Here is a 15,466-nt window from a genome sequence, read left to right on the forward strand (position 1 = left end):
ATAAAAAACCTCTTCCCGAGGGAAGAGGCATAATATACACAAAAATACCGCTTCCTCTCATCTGCCAGCTGACGCTGCAAGAATTAGCACCGTTTTTATCCTAAAGGATAAGCCGGTTGCCGGGTTTCATCGGGCCAGTCCCTCCACCTGCTCTTGATAAGAGAAAATACAATTGTTTGAAAGTTAGAATTACTTGTGATTATGACAGGTAACAAAAAATCTGTCAATCTCTTAAAAAAGGAATCTCTCAAAATAATTTAAGCTTTGCGATCCTGTCCACAGCTTCTTTTAACCTGTTCTCATCCGTTAAGAGCCCTGCACGCACATAGCCATCGCCTTCTTTTCCAAAGCCGATTCCTGGTGCAACAACGACATGCGCATGCTCGAGAAGATAATCTGCAAAACTTTCAGATGTAAATCCTGAAGGTACAGGCAGCCAACAAAAGAAAGATCCTTTAGGGGCAGTCACATCCCAGCCAATCTTCTTCAATCCTGAAATAAACACATCGCGCCGATTCTCGTACATATCGACCAGGTGCTCAACGCAATCCTGCGGCCCTAGGAGTGCTTTTGCTGCAGCGTCCTGTACAGCCGGAAAAAGGCTGACATAGAAGTGATCCTGAAGGAGATTAATGCTTTCAATCACACTTTCGTTCCCGATGGCAAAACCAACTCTCCAGCCAGCCATGTTATAAGTCTTGCTCATCGTATAAATTTCAATCCCCTGTTCTTTTGCCCCAGGAACCTGAAGAAAACTCACCGGTCTATCACCGTCAAATCCAATCGCTCCATAGGCAAAGTCATGGACAACAAGGATATCATTCTGTTGTGCAAATGCCAATGTTTCTTCAAAGAAAGGAATGGTTGCCACCCCGGCCGTTGGGTTATTAGGATAGTTCAAGAACATAAGCTTTGCCCGTTCTGCATCCTCTTTAGACACTTCAGAGTAATCCGGCAGGAAATCATTTTCTGCTCTTAGAGGCATCATGCACATCTCTGCTTCCGCCATGGCAAGTCCAGACCAGTAATCGGGGTAGCCAGGATCTGGAACAAGGGCCAAGTCACCTTTATTTAAAATGCATTGGGAGATTTCCACCAAGCCTGCCTTCCCCCCGAATAAGACAGCTACTTCTTTTAAAGGATCAAGGCCAACGCCAAACTCTCTCTTGTAATATTGAGCAACCGCTTCTTTTAAAAAATCATAACCTCTAAAGGGAGAATACTTATGATATTGCGTATTAAGGGCAGCCTCTTGCAAAGCAGCCACGATATGCGGAGGCGTTGGCTGGTCGGGGTTCCCCTGGCCAAGGTTGATGATATCATGCCCCTGAGCAGCTACAGCGCTTACCTTCCCAACCAGCTTTGCAAAAAATTGTTCAGGCAGACGAGTTAAAGCCTCTGCTTGCTGGAATTGTTTCACAGTTACACATCCTGTCTTTCGTAATTTTCTTGAAATTCTAATGAATTATGTTATACGCTTATTAAAAATCTGTCAAAACTTTTTAATGGAGGATCTTATGAAACTTACTGTTGCAGCGATACAAATGGATATTGAGCTTGGCAATCCCAAGGAAAATATAAAGAGGGCATCGAAAAGGATCGAGCAAGCGGCAGAGAACAAACCGGATGTCATTGTTCTGCCTGAACTGTGGACTACGGGCTACGATCTCGAAAGGCTGGATGTGATCGGAGATGCAAACGGCGAGGAGATCAAACGGATAATGAGCTCCCTTGCCCGTCAATACAAAGTAAATATTGTTGCAGGTTCCGTTGCTAAGAAAACGGATAAAGGAATCTTTAACACCTTGTACGCCTTTAATCGAAAAGGAGAAATGACCGGCGAATACAGTAAACTCCATCTGATCCGTCTCATGCAGGAAGAAAAGTTTATTTCTCCGGGGTCAAGTAAAGGAAATTTCATGCTCGAAAACGTTCCTGCAGCCGGCGTCATCTGCTATGATATCCGATTTCCCGAATGGATCCGTGCCCATATTCTAGATGGCGCCTCCATCTTGTTTGTTCCCGCCGAATGGCCATCCCAGAGGCTGACTCACTGGCGCAACCTGCTCATAACGAGAGCCATTGAGAATCAATGCTATGTTGTGGGCTGCAACCGTGTGGGCAGTGATAAGAACAACACGTTCGCCGGTCACACGATGGTCATTGACCCTTGGGGGGAAATTGTGGCAGAGGCAGGAGGAGAGGAAGAGACCATTCTTTATGCTGAGATCAGCACTGATCTTGTTGAAGAAGTAAGAACAAGAATTCCTGTGTTTGAAGACAGGCGTCCGGAATTTTATTAAAATTAGAAGCTATGTAAAAGCATATTATTTGATTTTCTTTCATATCGTGCATCACATACTGATGCATGAAAGGGATCCTCACAAAAAAAATTTGACAGCCAATGGATAAGATTGTATCATTGCCATTGTAAATTATTATTGCATTCTGTCTTTTCTAACAACTTTATATTTATTGTCTCTTATCAAGAGCAGGTGGAGGGAATTTGGCCCGATGAAACCCAGCAACCGACCGTAATACCATTGTGAAATGGGGCGTCTACTACTAGAAGCCTGGAGAGTATGGCACGGTGCTAATTCCAGCAAAACGATTATTGTTTTGCAAGATAAGAGGCGTGGAATCTATATATCCAGGCCTCTTTTCTTCCAGAAAAGAGGCCTTTTTTTAATACAAAAAATTCCGGAGGTAAAATAGATGGCCACAACGCTCAAACAAGCATACCAGCCGCTGAATGAACAAACCGTGGTGGAGCTTGCAAAAAAACTAGAATTGTTTACAGATTATCAACACATCGAAGTCCATGAGATCGGTGACGGGAACCTTAATCTGGTTTTCCGCCTCATTGATTCAGTTACCGGTAAATCCATTATCGTAAAACAGGCTCTTCCCTATGCGAAGGTTGTTGGTGAAAGCTGGCCGCTTACCCTTGACAGGGCGCGCATTGAGAGCCATTCTCTTAAGAAATCAGCAGAATTTGCTCCTGAGCATGTTCCAGAGGTTTATTATACAGACCATCATCTGGCGCTCACTGTCATGGAAGACTTATCGTCTCACGTCATTCTGCGAAAAGGCCTGATCGAAGGGATTCAATATCCTCATCTTGCTCACCACATCGGCACGTTTATTGCCAAAAGCTTGTTTTATACGAGTGATCTTTATCTGCATCCTTACGAGAAAAAAGAGCTTGTCCAAACGTTTATAAACCCTGAACTTTGCAAGATTACGGAAGACCTTGTGTTTACCGATCCGTTTTATGACATCGACACCAACGATTTTCCCTCGGAGCTGCAGGATGCCGTTTCCGAGCTATGGACTGATACCGAGTTGAAAAAAAGAGCAGCGGCACTTAAATATAAATTTTTGACAAGGGCTGAAGCACTTCTCCATGGGGATCTGCATACCGGAAGTATATTCGTTACGGAAACAACTACAAAAATCATCGATCCCGAATTTGCTTATTACGGGCCTCAAGGATTTGATATCGCCCACTTTTTTGCCAATATTGCATTGAATTATGCCGCCCACTCCTTCCATATCTCTGATCCGCTAAAAAGGTCCGACTATCAGGGCTATTTGCTTGGTGTGATTAAAGATACGTGGGAAACCTTCTCTGACCAATACCGGGAGCTTTGGAAAAAAGAAGGTGTGGAAGCCGCTACAAAACTCCCGGGATTTGAGGAAGAGATTCTCAGCGGCCTTTTTACAGATATGATCGGTTTTGCCGGTTGTGAAGTGATCCGCCGCACGATTGGACTCGCCCATGTCGAGGATCTTGAATCCATTGGAGACTTCAATGGCCAGATCGAGTTAAAAAAACGTGTGCTGAAGCTTGGAAGCGATTGGATAAAGAAAGCTGAAAGCATAAAAAATATCGATGAATTTATTACCTACATCAGGAGTGTTTAACCATTATGAGTACAACAGAAACATGGATTTCTTCATTACGATATAAAGGGGATCATCTTCTGCTGCTTGATCAGCAGCAGCTTCCCCATCATACTGTCTACATTAATGTTACGACCATTGAACAAGTGTGGGAATGCATAAAAAAATTGCAAGTGAGAGGGGCACCTGCCATCGGAATCGCCGCAGCTTTTGGGATTGTATTGTGGGCGAAGGCTAACCAATCCCTGCCTTATGACGAGTTCAAGTCCGAGCTGCTTCAGCAAAAAAATTACCTTGCCGGATCGAGGCCCACTGCGGTTAATTTGTTCTGGGCACTCGACCGGGTGACAGGCGTTGCCATACAAGCAGGAGACACTGAGGAGGCTGTTCAGCTTATCGAGCAAGAAGCTCTCCTCATTCAACAGGAAGATGAGGAAATATGCCGTAAAATCGGAGTGTATGCCCTCACTCTGCTAAAGAACGGAGACCGCCTGATGACCCATTGCAACGCAGGCGGCATCGCTACTGCCCGTTATGGTACGGCGCTTGCTCCCATGTACTTGGCAAAGGAAAAAGGCTGGAACTTATCCGTGTTTGCCAACGAGACAAGGCCGGTATTTCAAGGAGCAAGACTGACGGCCTGGGAGCTCCAGCAAGCGGGAATTGACGTTACACTCATTACCGATAATATGGCGGCCCATACATTAAAAACCAAGAATATTGCTGCGGTTATCGTCGGATGTGACAGGATTGCTGCAAATGGAGATACCGCAAATAAGATCGGTACATTCGGGCTTGCCTTGCAGGCAAAGGCATTAGGCATCCCCTTTTATGTGGCCTCGCCTCTTTCAACGATTGATTTGAACACACCTGCTGGAGAAGATATACCAATCGAGGAACGGCCTGCAGAAGAGGTGACTCACTTTCAAGGAACGCCCATCGCACCTGAAGGCATAAAGGTATTCAATCCCTCTTTTGATGTAACACCGCACGAGTATATTACCGCGATCATCACAGAGGAGGGAATCGCCTCAGGCAACTATAAGGAGCAGCTAAAAGAATTTTTTAATACGAAGAAATAAAGCTCGCGACCCTTTTGGTCACGAGCTTTTTGTATGATACGTATGAAATAAATTTTCAACTTCAGCAGCACAGACCGGTTTTCCGATAAAAAATCCCTGTACATGGTCACAGCCGTAATCCTTAAGCACGAGAAGCTGCTGTTTCGTTTCTACGCCTTCAGCCAAAGCCGTTACGGACAGCCCTTTGCACATCGTGATGATCGCCCGGACAATGGCAGCATCTGTTGAATTGTGATCAGATTTTGAAAGGTTGCGGATGAAGGATTGATCAATCTTAAGAATATCAATCGGAAAATCCTTTAAATAGCTCAATGAACTATATCCTGTTCCAAAATCATCGATGGATATTTTGATGCCAAGCTCCTTTAATTCCCTCATGATGTTAATCCCATACTGTACATTCTCCACCATCATGCTTTCTGTCAGCTCCAAGTGCAAGAACCTTGGATCAATCTTTGAGCGCTGGAGTGCTTCTTTCACTTCGTATACAAAATCCAGCTTTTGAAATTGGCGGCCTGAAACATTTACAGAGATGGAGAGTTCACTGTTGATCGTTTCATGCCATTTTTTCAGCTGCCGGCATGCTTCATTCAGTACCCATCTCCCTATGTGTCCGATCAGTCCGGTCTCTTCAGCAAGAGGGATGAAAAGCCCAGGCGAGACAATACCAAGACGCGGGTGATTCCAGCGGACAAGCGCTTCCAGGGCAATGACTTTTCCATCATCCAGGCTGATCTGCGGCTGAAAATACAATGACAGTTCGTCTTTGGAAATGGCATGCCGAAGAAAGCTCTCCATCGTGAGCCTCTCCACTTTAAATTCGTTCATCTCGCCTTTAAAGAACTCCCATTCTCCCCTTCCCTTTTCTTTTGCCCGGTGAAGAGCGATCCCCGCATTCTTGATTAAAACATCTGATGTTAATCCGTCATCCGGATAGATGCTTATACCCATTGAGGCTGTCAAAACAAATTCCTGGCCATGATAGCTCAGCGGCACTGCCAGTGCTTCAGAAAGTTTCCTGCTGATCCTTCCTGCTTCCTCTGCACCGGAAAGGCCATTGATAACGAGCATGAATTCATCTCCCGCATAGCGCGAAAGCATGCTTTGACGCCCAATTCGTTTTTTCATCTGTTTTGCCGCGTACTTAAGAAACTGGTCCCCTGCTTGATGACCAAGGCTCTCATTCACCATCTTAAACTGGTCAAGATCAATAAAAATAACAGCGGTCTTCTCCCCCGCCTCCACGGTTTTCCTAAGGCACTTATCCAGATGCTGCTCAAAAAGATTTCGGTTTGGCAGTCCGGTCAGTAGATCATGAAAAGCAAGATGAGCGATTTTTTCTTCTGCTTCCTTTTGTTTTGTAACATTCTTACCGATTCCATAGACTCCGACTACCTCTCCGTTAACAATGATCGGCAGGTTGGTGATGCAGAATTCAAGGGTGTACCCTTTTTTATGGAAAAGCTTGGCTGTAAAACTCTGTGGCCGTTCATGTATCGATTGATTGAAGCAGTTGATCACGCTTAACTGATCCGCCTCTAAAACATAAGTGATCGCCGATGTTTTCAATACTTCCTGCTGTCTGTATCCAAGCAGTCTTGTCAGCGAGGCGTTCACACTCGTAATCACTCCGGCAAGATCCATGGAATAGATCAAATCAGGATTATGATCAAACAGAGATTTATAGCGCTGTTCCGATTCTTGAAGACTAGCATTCAGCTTCATCATTTCATTGGTCGATGCTTTCACTAAATGGGACAGTGCCATTATTTCTTCGTTATCGTTCTTCATCATGAGCACCTCGATTTATTCAAATGCCAAATTACAGTTCTCTGTATTCTTTATCGGCCTTATTTGCTCATTTGTTTACACCAATCGACGTCATAAGCTCATCGGCAATACAGAATATCCATAATAGAACACAAGGGCCAATGCAAGTATGAAAGTGATCCAGCGGGTCTTCTTCGGTTCATTGCGTTTTATACTATTCAGCATGACCTCCATAAGACCGATAACAGCCAGACCAAGCACTCCTTTAACGATAAGCGGCCCCAGGTTCACTGCACCTGCTTTAATCCATAAATAAATTAGTGAAACACCCGTAAAAAAGGTCACAATGTAGAGCAAACGCAGAATCATATGAAGAATTTTAGATATTTTTTTATTTTTTCTCGTGTATAGACTATAAGTCACGAAGAACAAAACTAGCGCAATACTCCACGAAAAGACATGAAAATGCAACATATTTATTTCCTCCTATGTATAATCCTCCACTTTACTATACCACGAACGTTTTCAGCCCGGGAAACACAAGAATTTATAGTAGGAAGAAAGCCTTTTCATTGCTATAATGTTAAGGGATTCACCATTAACTACAGATTGGAGTGAGAGATATGATTAAAACAGAAAACATCATCTCCAAAACAGAACAATTCGGGGCGAACAACTATCACCCACTTCCAATAGTCATTTCCAAGGGCGAAGGTGTTTGGGTTTATGACCCGGAAGGAAACAAATATATGGATATGCTAAGCGCATACTCTGCAGTAAACCAGGGGCATAGACATCCTAAAATTATTCAGGCGTTAAAAGATCAGGCGGACCGTATCACATTGACATCCCGTGCGTTCCATAATGATCAGCTTGGAAACTTTTACGAGAAAGTAACAGAACTCACAGGAAAGAACATGGTTCTTCCGATGAACACAGGGGCTGAGGCGGTTGAAACTGCGATTAAAACGGTCCGCCGCTGGGCCTATGACGTAAAAGGTGTTCCTGCCAATCAGGCTGAAGTTATCGCCTGTGAAGGAAACTTCCATGGCCGCACGATGACAGCTGTATCCATGTCTTCTGATGAAGAATACAAACGCGGATTCGGACCGATGCTTCCCGGCATAAAGCTGATTCCGTATGGTGATTTGGAAGCACTTAAGCAAGCGATCACACCGAATACGGCAGCCTTCATCATGGAGCCGATCCAAGGTGAAGCAGGAATCGTCATTCCGCCGGAAGGTTTCTTGAAACAAGCACGCGAGCTATGTAAAGAAAACAACGTCCTCTTTGTAGCAGATGAGATTCAATCTGGACTAGGCCGTTCAGGCAAGCTGTTTGCGTGTGACTGGGAAGATGTTGTTCCTGATATGTACATTCTTGGCAAAGCATTAGGCGGCGGTGTTATGCCGATTTCCTGTGTAGCCGCGGATAAAGATATTCTTGGCGTATTTAACCCCGGAAGCCACGGCTCAACCTTTGGCGGCAACCCGCTTGCCTCTGCTGTTTCTGTAGCATCTCTTGAGGTTATTGATGAGGAAAATCTCGTTGAGCGTTCCTTCCAGCTGGGAGAACTTTTTTTAAGAGAGTTGAAATCCATCGATAACCCGATCATTACAGAGGTTCGCGGACGCGGCCTGTTCATCGGGGTTGAACTTAGCGAAGCAGCCCGCCCATATTGCGAAAAGCTGAAAGAGGAAGGCCTTCTTTGCAAGGAAACACACGAGAACGTGATCCGTTTCGCTCCTCCGCTTATTATTTCTCAAGAGGATTTGAACTGGGCAATCGAGCGTATTAAAAAAGTATTATCAGTTTAATAGAGGGAAAAAGCTTAAACAGGCTGGAAGTTTGCAGCCTGTTTTTTATGTTGGTGATCCTGATTGATACCGGGGAAATAATAAGGTGTGAAAAAGACAGAACATGGAGTTAGATTCAATTATTCGAAGATAGGTTCAATTATCGCTAGTTTGGTTCAATTCGGTGGACTTTTGGTTCATTCCCATTAAAAAAGACCTCAAAAAAAAGCTTCAGTACCGCTTAATCCGCAATACTGAAGCTGAATCTATCATCATTTTATAATGCTTTCACCATACCTCCGTCGATCAGGAATGATTGGCCGGTAATATACGTGTTGGCATCTGACCCTAAATAGACGATGGTTTTCGCAAACTCCTCTGGTGTACCATATCGGCCGAGCGGAATGCTCTTTTCCATCTGAGCCTTCACCTGTTCCGGGCTCACTGAATGAGTATCTGCAGCTTTACTGTCGAGCTCTGCCACCCGGTCGGTCCCGATGCGTCCAGGCCCGATCGTGTTGATTAAGATACCGTCCTTGCCCAGCTCCTGAGATAAGCTTTTGGATAAGCCATTAATGGCCGTCCTGAATGTATTCGACAGGATCAGTCCATCGATCGGCTGTTTAAATGAGGATGAAGCGATGTTAACGATTCTGCCGCCTCCATTCTCCCTCATGTATGGAAGCACTTCACGGACCGTTCGGACCAAACTCATAAGAGTGAGGTTGAACGCAAACTCCCACTCTCCATCACCGAACGAATCAAAAGTTCCGGCTGGCGGTCCACCCGCGTTGTTTATGAGGACATCAATTCTCCCGAATGCGGCTGCGGCCGCTTTTACGAGCTGTGTAATTTCCTCCTTTTGAGTAATATCACAGACAGCATATTCTACCCGGCTTCCAGTCTTACTTCGGATCTCATCAGCAGTTGCCTTCAAAGCTTGTTCATCACGGCTGGTGATCATGACATTCGCTCCCTCTTCAGCAAACTTCATGGCGGTTGCTTTTCCAAGCCCTTTGCTTGAAGCGAGAATGAGCACTGCTTTACCTTTCAAACCTAAATCCATCGTCTAGTTCCCCCTAGCTTTCTGTTATTTATCGATTAAATGACGATACTTACATACTTCGTTTCCAGATACGCTTCCATACCTTCGGTGCCGCCCTCTCTGCCTATTCCGCTTTCCTTGAATCCTCCAAACGGCGCCTGAGCAGCAGAAGGAACTCCATCGTTCCAGCCGATGATACCGTAGTCAAGGCCCTCAATCAACCGCGTGCCGCGTGACAGGCTTTCTGTGTAAACATAGGCAGCAAGCCCAAAGGGACTCTTGTTAGCGAGCTCGATTCCTTCTTCATCTGTACTGATCTTCTGCACAGGAAGGACAGGGCCGAAGGTTTCTTCGTTCATGATGAGCATATCATGGTTAACATCTTTTAGGATGGTAGGTTCATAGAAACAGGCATTGCCTTCGTCTTTTCCTTTTCCCCCAAGTACGCAATCCGCTCCCTTTTCCACCGCGTTATCCACATGCTGCTTGATTTTTTCATAGCCGTCCCGGTTGATGATCGGCCCGATGTCAGTCCCTTCATCCATCCCGTTTCCGACTTTCAGTTTACGAGTCTCTTCAACAAGCAATTTTGTAAACTCTTCATATTTATTCTCGTGAACATAGACGCGGTTAATGCAAATGCAAGTCTGGCCGGCGTTCCTAAATTTTGAAGCAATGATGCCTCTCACTGCTTTATCAAGATCCGCATCGTCCAAAACGATCGATGGTGCATGCCCGCCGAGCTCCATGGAAACATTTTTGACAGTCTTTGCACTTTGCTCAATCAGCATTTTTCCGACTTCCGTCGATCCTGTAAACGTCACCTTTTTTACCTTGTCACTGTCCATGATCTCTTCTGCGATGACTGAGGACGGGCCAGTTAGCAAATTCACAACGCCTTTTGGAAACCCGGCTTCTTCGCAAAGCTCCACCAGTTTAATAGCCGTAAGCGGCGTTTCTTTCGGTGGTTTTACAATAAATGTGCAGCCTGCAGCCAAAGCTGGGCCGAGCTTTCGGGTAATCATGGCCGCCGGGAAGTTCCAAGGTGTAATGGCCGCGACCACACCGACCGGCTGTTTGATCACCTGCATACGTTTATTCTCGTGAGACGCAGGTATGGACCGGCCGTACACCCGCTTGCCTTCCTCGGAATACCATCGAATGAAGGAAGCTGCATATTGAACCTCGCCGAGCGACTCCTTCAATGGTTTACCCATTTCTTTCGTCATGATTTCTGCTATCTCATCCTTCTGTTCCATCATCAGATCATAAAGTCTGTCCAAATAGGAAGAACGATCGTAGGCAGTCAACCGGGACCACGGCCCAAAGGCTTCATGGGCGGCTTCAATCGCAGCACGAGTTTCCTCCTTGCCGGCCGAAGCCACTGTTCCAACCAGCTCTCCGTTTGCAGGATTCAGCACCTCAATTTTTTTCAGTTCAGTGCCGCTCCATTCTCCATTAATATACAGTACTTTTTCCATCGTTCTTGCCTCCTCAAATCAATGAATTTCATTCTACCCTGCTTTTCTTAAGCATATTAAAACGTATCAGAATACTTTATTGCTGAGGGTTCCGATGCCTTCTACCGTGATTTCAATTTGATCTCCACTGTTCAAAAGGCGAGGCGGTTTAAAACCCTTTCCGACTCCAGCCGGTGTTCCGGTAGCGATGATGTCACCAGGTTCGAGCGTGGTTCCGGCAGAAAGCGTCTTAATGATTTCGGGGATAGTGAAGATAAAATCTTTTGTATGGCCATCCTGTCTCACTTCTCCGTTTACTTTCGTGACAAGCTTCAGTTCATGCGGATTACCAAGGTATTCCTTCGGTACGATGCATGGGCCCATTGGGCACGATCCATCCAGGCTTTTACCGATTAGAAATTGCTTGTGCCGTTTTTGCAAATCCCGGGCGGTTACATCATTGATGATCGTATAGCCGAACACATACTCCATCGCTTCTTCTGCAGGAATGCCGATTCCTTTCTTACCGATAATAACAGCCAGCTCTCCTTCATAATCCAGCTCGTCTGTCACTCCTTCATGCCTCGGAATCTCTGCTTCATGGCCGATAACAGAAGTTGGAGCCTTTGAGAACATCATGACATGCTCGGGAATATCCGCTTCACTGCCCATTTCAATGGCGTGGTCCTTATAATTTTTCCCTACACAAAAGATATTTTTAGCCGGCCGCGGTATCGGAGCGAGCCACTCCAGATCAGGGTCATCAAGACCGTATGTAAATAGCAGGTTTTCTTGAAATGCCTCTGATAATTGCTGGATTTGATCCAAAAAAGCATCGGCGGACTGTATGCCTTCGAGCATCGTTTCAGGGAAGGCCGCCTCTTGTTCTTTCGCAGCTTTACTGAGGTTAAAGACAACGTTTTGGTCTTCAATCAATCTGCCTAAAAACATTTCTCTCTGGTAGCGGGCTGTGACTAATTTCATCGTGTTCACCTTCCATTTCATTCTTTAGAGTTTGCTGAATGCTTCATCAAAAAGGACGGCCATCTTCAGGTCTGTCTGAGATAACCCGCTCAAGCTCCAGGTTGTAAGCTTAATCGTAACAAGCTTGTAATTGACCGTAATGTAAGGATGATGCTGAAAACTTTCTGAAAGCTGACCCACTTCACTGACAAATTCAATCCCGTTCAAGAAATTCTCGAACCGGTATTTTTTAACCAGCCATTTCCCGTTCGTCAGCTTCCAATCCGGATGCCTATCGATAAATCGTTCAATTACTTCCTCTGCAAGCACTTCATTCATCCGTTTTCCGCCTTTCCGCCTCTTATTAAAACTATAACTGAGCCATTGATGAAACGTCAAAATATTCGGTTAACATGCCTGTTTTATTTACCCCTTTTTTTATGATAAAATGACATGTTGAATAAAAATAACAGATATGAGGGATTGCTGTGAACATTGTAGTGAGCACACTCAATGCAAAATATATTCATACCTGCCTTGCACTAAGGTATTTAAAAGCCTATAGCGAACCGGATTTTCACGTGGAAATGGCTGAATATACAATAAAAGATCCCGCGATTAACATCGTGAGTGACCTCTATATGAAAAAGCCGGACGTACTCGGCTTCAGCTGCTACATCTGGAATATTGAAGAAACGATTAAAGTCATTGAAATGATCAAAAAGATCAGCCCGGAGACAGCGATTGTTCTTGGTGGCCCTGAGGTGTCGTATGACGTGGCCCATTGGCTGGAACGGATTCCTGATGCTGATTTTATCATCGTGAATGAAGGCGAGATCTCATTTAAGCATTTCCTTTCCGAACACTCCGGTGATAAGCGCTATGAAAAAGTAGCGGGCTTGGCTTGGAGAAAAGAAGGAAAGCCAACGATTAACCCGCCGCGAGAAAAATTAGACCTCAAAACGGTTGCTAGCCCCTACCGTTTTGAAGAAGATCTGGATCAGCTCTCAAAGCGTGTGACCTATTTTGAGACAAGCAGGGGCTGTCCATATTCCTGTGCGTTCTGTCTCTCTTCCATTGAAGTGGGTGTCCGGTATTTTGATATCGAAAAAGTTAAGGAAGACCTGATCTTCCTTATGGATCACGGAGCAAAAACAATTAAGTTCGTCGACCGCACCTTTAACATCAAACGAGACTATGCGCTGGAAATGTTTCAGTTCCTGATAGAAAACAGACGACCAGGCGTAGTGTTCCAGTTTGAGATCACGGCAGACATCATGCGGCCGGAGGTCATTGCGTATTTGAATGAACACGCTCCGTCAGGGCTTTTCCGATTTGAAATCGGAGTCCAATCTACCAATGATCACGTTAATGAACTCGTGCAAAGAAGACAGAACTTCGAAAAGCTGACAAGGACGGTCATGACTGTGAAAGAAGGCGGAAAGATCGCACAGCACCTTGACCTTATCGCCGGTCTTCCAGAGGAAGACTATACATCCTTCCGTAAAACGTTTAACGATGTTTTCGCGTTTGGAGTGGAAGAAGTGCAGCTCGGGTTCTTGAAGATGCTTCGCGGAACTGGCTTGCGCCTGACGGCGGACCGCCATGATTATGTCTATATGAACCATTCGCCGTATGAGATTCTGGGTAACAACGTGCTTTCTTTCGACGAAATCATCAAAATCAAACGTGTAGAAGATGTTTTGGAGAAATACTGGAATGACCACCGAATGGACGAGACGCTACACTTTCTCATCCATCATGTGTTTGAATCACCGTTTGATTTTTTCCAAGAGTACGGAGATTATTGGGAAGGCAAGGGCTGGTCGCGGATCGGGCACCAGCTGGAGGATTTATTTGCCAGGCTAAAAGAGTTCTTGCGGCATCGCGGAACCGCTCATGAAGAAGTGGTCGAGAGCTTGATGAAATACGATTATTTCTCTCGCAAAAAACACCGTCCGCACCGATCCTGGTGGAAAGAAACACTCTCCAAAGCAGAAACAGACCAGTATAACCGGTGGATTAAAAATCATCCTGAAGAAGTTTCAGACACGTTTAAAGAATACGGTTTGAGCGAGAAGGACCTTGTAAAGCATACCGTTCTTGACCTCGTATCATTTGATCTTCAGCATTACCTGCAGACACGTGAGATCATAGAAAAGCCCGTTCTCTCTTTGATCTATTACCATCCGAAGACCCATGAAACAGAACATTACACCATTCCGCTCGAGCGAATTATACTTGAAGAACAGCCTTCTGTTTAGATAAAAAAGGATGCCCTTACTGAGGGGCATCCTTTTTACTGTCTTTAACCGTTTTGTTTTTATGTTTATTCGCTTTAGGAACATTGACTTCCGTATTCTCAGTTAAATATGGGGTTGGATCTGAGACAACCATATCTTCTGTAGTGATGCCTCCTTTAACCTCTATCCACTTCCCATAGGTCAAGCCCGTGCGGACAGCACGCTTCTTTAAGTACCCTTCTTGTACGGTGTAAACAAACGGTTTTTCTTTGCTTTTCAAAAGTGATGAAATGGGGATAACCACCGCTTTTTCTTTTAAAACCGGTGTCATCTTCAATTTCAGATGCTGTCCGGTCTTAAAGTTGTTCTGCTGGTCCACTTTAACGATAACGGGAAATTTCGTACCTTCTTTGCCTTTCACTGCTTCTTGAAATTGTGACACTGTTCCACGCCACTGTTTGTCTTCCATAACAGGTGAAAGGATGACCGCCTTTTCACCGGCCTCCACCAACAAGGAAACTGTCTCTGACATATTTCCTTTGATCTGGACATCATCCTTGGATACAATCTCTACGACCGGTGTATTGCCTGCAGATGCGCCTTGATTCACGTTCTTCACTACACCCTGGGTATTGCTCTTGATCGATAGGTTCTCTTTTTCTTCTCTCAGCTTGGTAAGCTGCTCATCTATGGATGAGTTCCTTGCCGCGGCCAGGTCGCTTTCCATTTTTGCTTTGGACTGCTCTTTTTCAAGCTGATTTTTTTTGCCCTCTTCTTTTTTATCTGTACCAAGGGCAGCAGACTGTGTTTGAAGCTTTGTTTGCAAATCCTTATAATATGTTTCTTTGACTGTATTTTCTTCTTTTTCCTGTTCCAGGCTGCGGATTTCTTTCTCAAGCTTCGGGTTTTCATACGTATAAAGGACGGTTCCAGGAGTAACTTCATCTCCTGCCTTGACTTCAATCTCTTTCACGTAGCCTAGCGTATCCTGGATATAAAATTTTTCATTTTCTGCCGGTTCAACGATCCCTTGTGTTATGACGGTCCGCTTAATATCCATCACCCTTGCCGGCTCAAGGTGAACATTCTGGACTCGGGCAAATGCGCTCTTGTCTTTGAAGAAAATCCAGCCATTCACCGCCAATAAAAAGGCGGAGAACAGTCCAATACCTAAATAAATGATTTTTTTATTCACGGTGAG

13 protein-coding genes and 2 riboswitches are annotated in these 15,466 nt (G+C 45.0%); of the genes, 5 read left to right on the forward strand and 8 right to left on the reverse strand.

Annotation, left to right across the window (positions count from 1 at the left end; all coding sequences use genetic code 11):
• Positions 1-54: 54 nt before the first annotated feature.
• Positions 55-163: riboswitch (SAM riboswitch) on the reverse strand.
• Positions 164-247: 84 nt separating this feature from the next.
• Positions 248-1,420 carry a pyridoxal phosphate-dependent aminotransferase gene (locus QYF49_RS12155; RefSeq protein WP_290399853.1) on the reverse strand — a complete coding sequence of 391 codons (1,173 nt, stop codon included), beginning with the start codon at positions 1,418-1,420 and terminating at the stop codon, positions 248-250.
• 97 nt (positions 1,421-1,517) lie between these two features.
• Here QYF49_RS12155 and QYF49_RS12160 point away from each other — a divergent pair, with 97 nt between their 5' ends.
• The 3 genes from QYF49_RS12160 to mtnA all read left to right on the forward strand — a co-directional run bounded on the left by QYF49_RS12160 (position 1,518) and on the right by mtnA (position 4,988).
• Positions 1,518-2,303 carry a carbon-nitrogen family hydrolase gene (locus QYF49_RS12160; RefSeq protein ID WP_290399854.1) on the forward strand — a complete coding sequence of 262 codons (786 nt, stop codon included), beginning with the start codon at positions 1,518-1,520 and terminating at the stop codon, positions 2,301-2,303.
• Between the two features lie 176 nt (positions 2,304-2,479).
• A riboswitch (SAM riboswitch) is annotated at positions 2,480-2,633 on the forward strand.
• A gap of 82 nt (positions 2,634-2,715) precedes the next feature.
• Positions 2,716-3,927 (forward strand): S-methyl-5-thioribose kinase, encoded by a 1,212-nt coding sequence (gene mtnK / locus QYF49_RS12165; RefSeq protein WP_290399855.1) that lies wholly within the window; start codon positions 2,716-2,718, stop codon positions 3,925-3,927.
• 5 nt (positions 3,928-3,932) lie between these two features.
• The gene (gene mtnA / locus QYF49_RS12170; protein WP_290399856.1) at positions 3,933-4,988 is read left to right on the forward strand and encodes an S-methyl-5-thioribose-1-phosphate isomerase; all 1,056 of its coding nucleotides are present in this window, start codon (positions 3,933-3,935) and stop codon (positions 4,986-4,988) included.
• Between the two features lie 18 nt (positions 4,989-5,006).
• On the opposite strand, the gene QYF49_RS12175 is transcribed toward mtnA, so the two are convergent.
• Together QYF49_RS12175 and QYF49_RS12180 are read right to left on the reverse strand one after the other, a co-directional pair.
• Positions 5,007-6,782 (reverse strand): GGDEF domain-containing phosphodiesterase, encoded by a 1,776-nt coding sequence (locus QYF49_RS12175; protein WP_290399857.1) that lies wholly within the window; start codon positions 6,780-6,782, stop codon positions 5,007-5,009.
• Between the two features lie 87 nt (positions 6,783-6,869).
• A complete protein-coding gene (locus QYF49_RS12180; RefSeq protein ID WP_290399858.1) occupies positions 6,870-7,232 on the reverse strand; it encodes a DUF1516 family protein in 363 nt (120 codons plus the stop codon).
• Positions 7,233-7,381: 149 nt separating this feature from the next.
• Here QYF49_RS12180 and QYF49_RS12185 point away from each other — a divergent pair, with 149 nt between their 5' ends.
• Positions 7,382-8,575 (forward strand): ornithine--oxo-acid transaminase, encoded by a 1,194-nt coding sequence (locus QYF49_RS12185; protein WP_425589568.1) that lies wholly within the window; start codon positions 7,382-7,384, stop codon positions 8,573-8,575.
• Positions 8,576-8,831: 256 nt separating this feature from the next.
• On the opposite strand, the gene QYF49_RS12190 is transcribed toward QYF49_RS12185, so the two are convergent.
• The 4 genes from QYF49_RS12190 to QYF49_RS12205 form a co-directional block, all read right to left on the reverse strand.
• Entirely contained in the window at positions 8,832-9,620 is a 789-nt protein-coding gene (locus QYF49_RS12190; protein ID WP_290399860.1) for an SDR family oxidoreductase, read from the reverse strand.
• A gap of 35 nt (positions 9,621-9,655) precedes the next feature.
• A complete protein-coding gene (locus QYF49_RS12195) occupies positions 9,656-11,080 on the reverse strand; it encodes an NAD-dependent succinate-semialdehyde dehydrogenase (RefSeq protein WP_290399861.1) in 1,425 nt (474 codons plus the stop codon).
• Positions 11,081-11,146: 66 nt separating this feature from the next.
• Positions 11,147-12,043 (reverse strand): fumarylacetoacetate hydrolase family protein, encoded by an 897-nt coding sequence (locus tag QYF49_RS12200; protein ID WP_290399862.1) that lies wholly within the window; start codon positions 12,041-12,043, stop codon positions 11,147-11,149.
• Positions 12,044-12,067: 24 nt separating this feature from the next.
• The gene (locus QYF49_RS12205) at positions 12,068-12,361 is read right to left on the reverse strand and encodes a 4a-hydroxytetrahydrobiopterin dehydratase (protein ID WP_290399863.1); all 294 of its coding nucleotides are present in this window, start codon (positions 12,359-12,361) and stop codon (positions 12,068-12,070) included.
• Between the two features lie 149 nt (positions 12,362-12,510).
• Between QYF49_RS12205 and QYF49_RS12210 the strand changes: the two genes are divergently transcribed.
• Positions 12,511-14,286 carry a B12-binding domain-containing radical SAM protein gene (locus QYF49_RS12210; protein WP_290399864.1) on the forward strand — a complete coding sequence of 592 codons (1,776 nt, stop codon included), beginning with the start codon at positions 12,511-12,513 and terminating at the stop codon, positions 14,284-14,286.
• A gap of 16 nt (positions 14,287-14,302) precedes the next feature.
• Here QYF49_RS12210 and QYF49_RS12215 read toward each other — a convergent pair whose 3' ends face one another.
• On the reverse strand, positions 14,303-15,460 hold the full coding sequence (locus QYF49_RS12215; RefSeq protein WP_290399865.1) for an efflux RND transporter periplasmic adaptor subunit: 1,158 nt from the start codon (positions 15,458-15,460) through the stop codon (positions 14,303-14,305).
• Positions 15,461-15,466: the final 6 nt, after the last annotated feature.

The organism is Fictibacillus terranigra (assembly GCF_030412265.1).
Classification (GTDB): domain Bacteria; phylum Bacillota; class Bacilli; order Bacillales; family Fictibacillaceae; genus Fictibacillus_C; species Fictibacillus_C terrinigri.

What these genes read in the sequence shown, in the direction of transcription:
- QYF49_RS12190 (WP_290399860.1), bottom strand. Translation starts at nt 9,620, where the DNA reads ATGGATTTAGGTTTGAAAGGTAAAGCAGTGCTCATTCTCGCTTCAAGC.
- QYF49_RS12185 (WP_425589568.1), top strand. Translation starts at nt 7,382, where the DNA reads ATGATTAAAACAGAAAACATCATCTCCAAAACAGAACAATTCGGGGCG.
- mtnA (WP_290399856.1), top strand. Translation starts at nt 3,933, where the DNA reads ATGAGTACAACAGAAACATGGATTTCTTCATTACGATATAAAGGGGAT.
- QYF49_RS12205 (WP_290399863.1), bottom strand. Translation starts at nt 12,361, where the DNA reads ATGAATGAAGTGCTTGCAGAGGAAGTAATTGAACGATTTATCGATAGG.
- QYF49_RS12195 (WP_290399861.1), bottom strand. Translation starts at nt 11,080, where the DNA reads ATGGAAAAAGTACTGTATATTAATGGAGAATGGAGCGGCACTGAACTG.
- mtnK (WP_290399855.1), top strand. Translation starts at nt 2,716, where the DNA reads ATGGCCACAACGCTCAAACAAGCATACCAGCCGCTGAATGAACAAACC.
- QYF49_RS12175 (WP_290399857.1), bottom strand. Translation starts at nt 6,782, where the DNA reads ATGATGAAGAACGATAACGAAGAAATAATGGCACTGTCCCATTTAGTG.
- QYF49_RS12200 (WP_290399862.1), bottom strand. Translation starts at nt 12,043, where the DNA reads ATGAAATTAGTCACAGCCCGCTACCAGAGAGAAATGTTTTTAGGCAGA.
- QYF49_RS12160 (WP_290399854.1), top strand. Translation starts at nt 1,518, where the DNA reads ATGAAACTTACTGTTGCAGCGATACAAATGGATATTGAGCTTGGCAAT.
- QYF49_RS12180 (WP_290399858.1), bottom strand. Translation starts at nt 7,232, where the DNA reads ATGTTGCATTTTCATGTCTTTTCGTGGAGTATTGCGCTAGTTTTGTTC.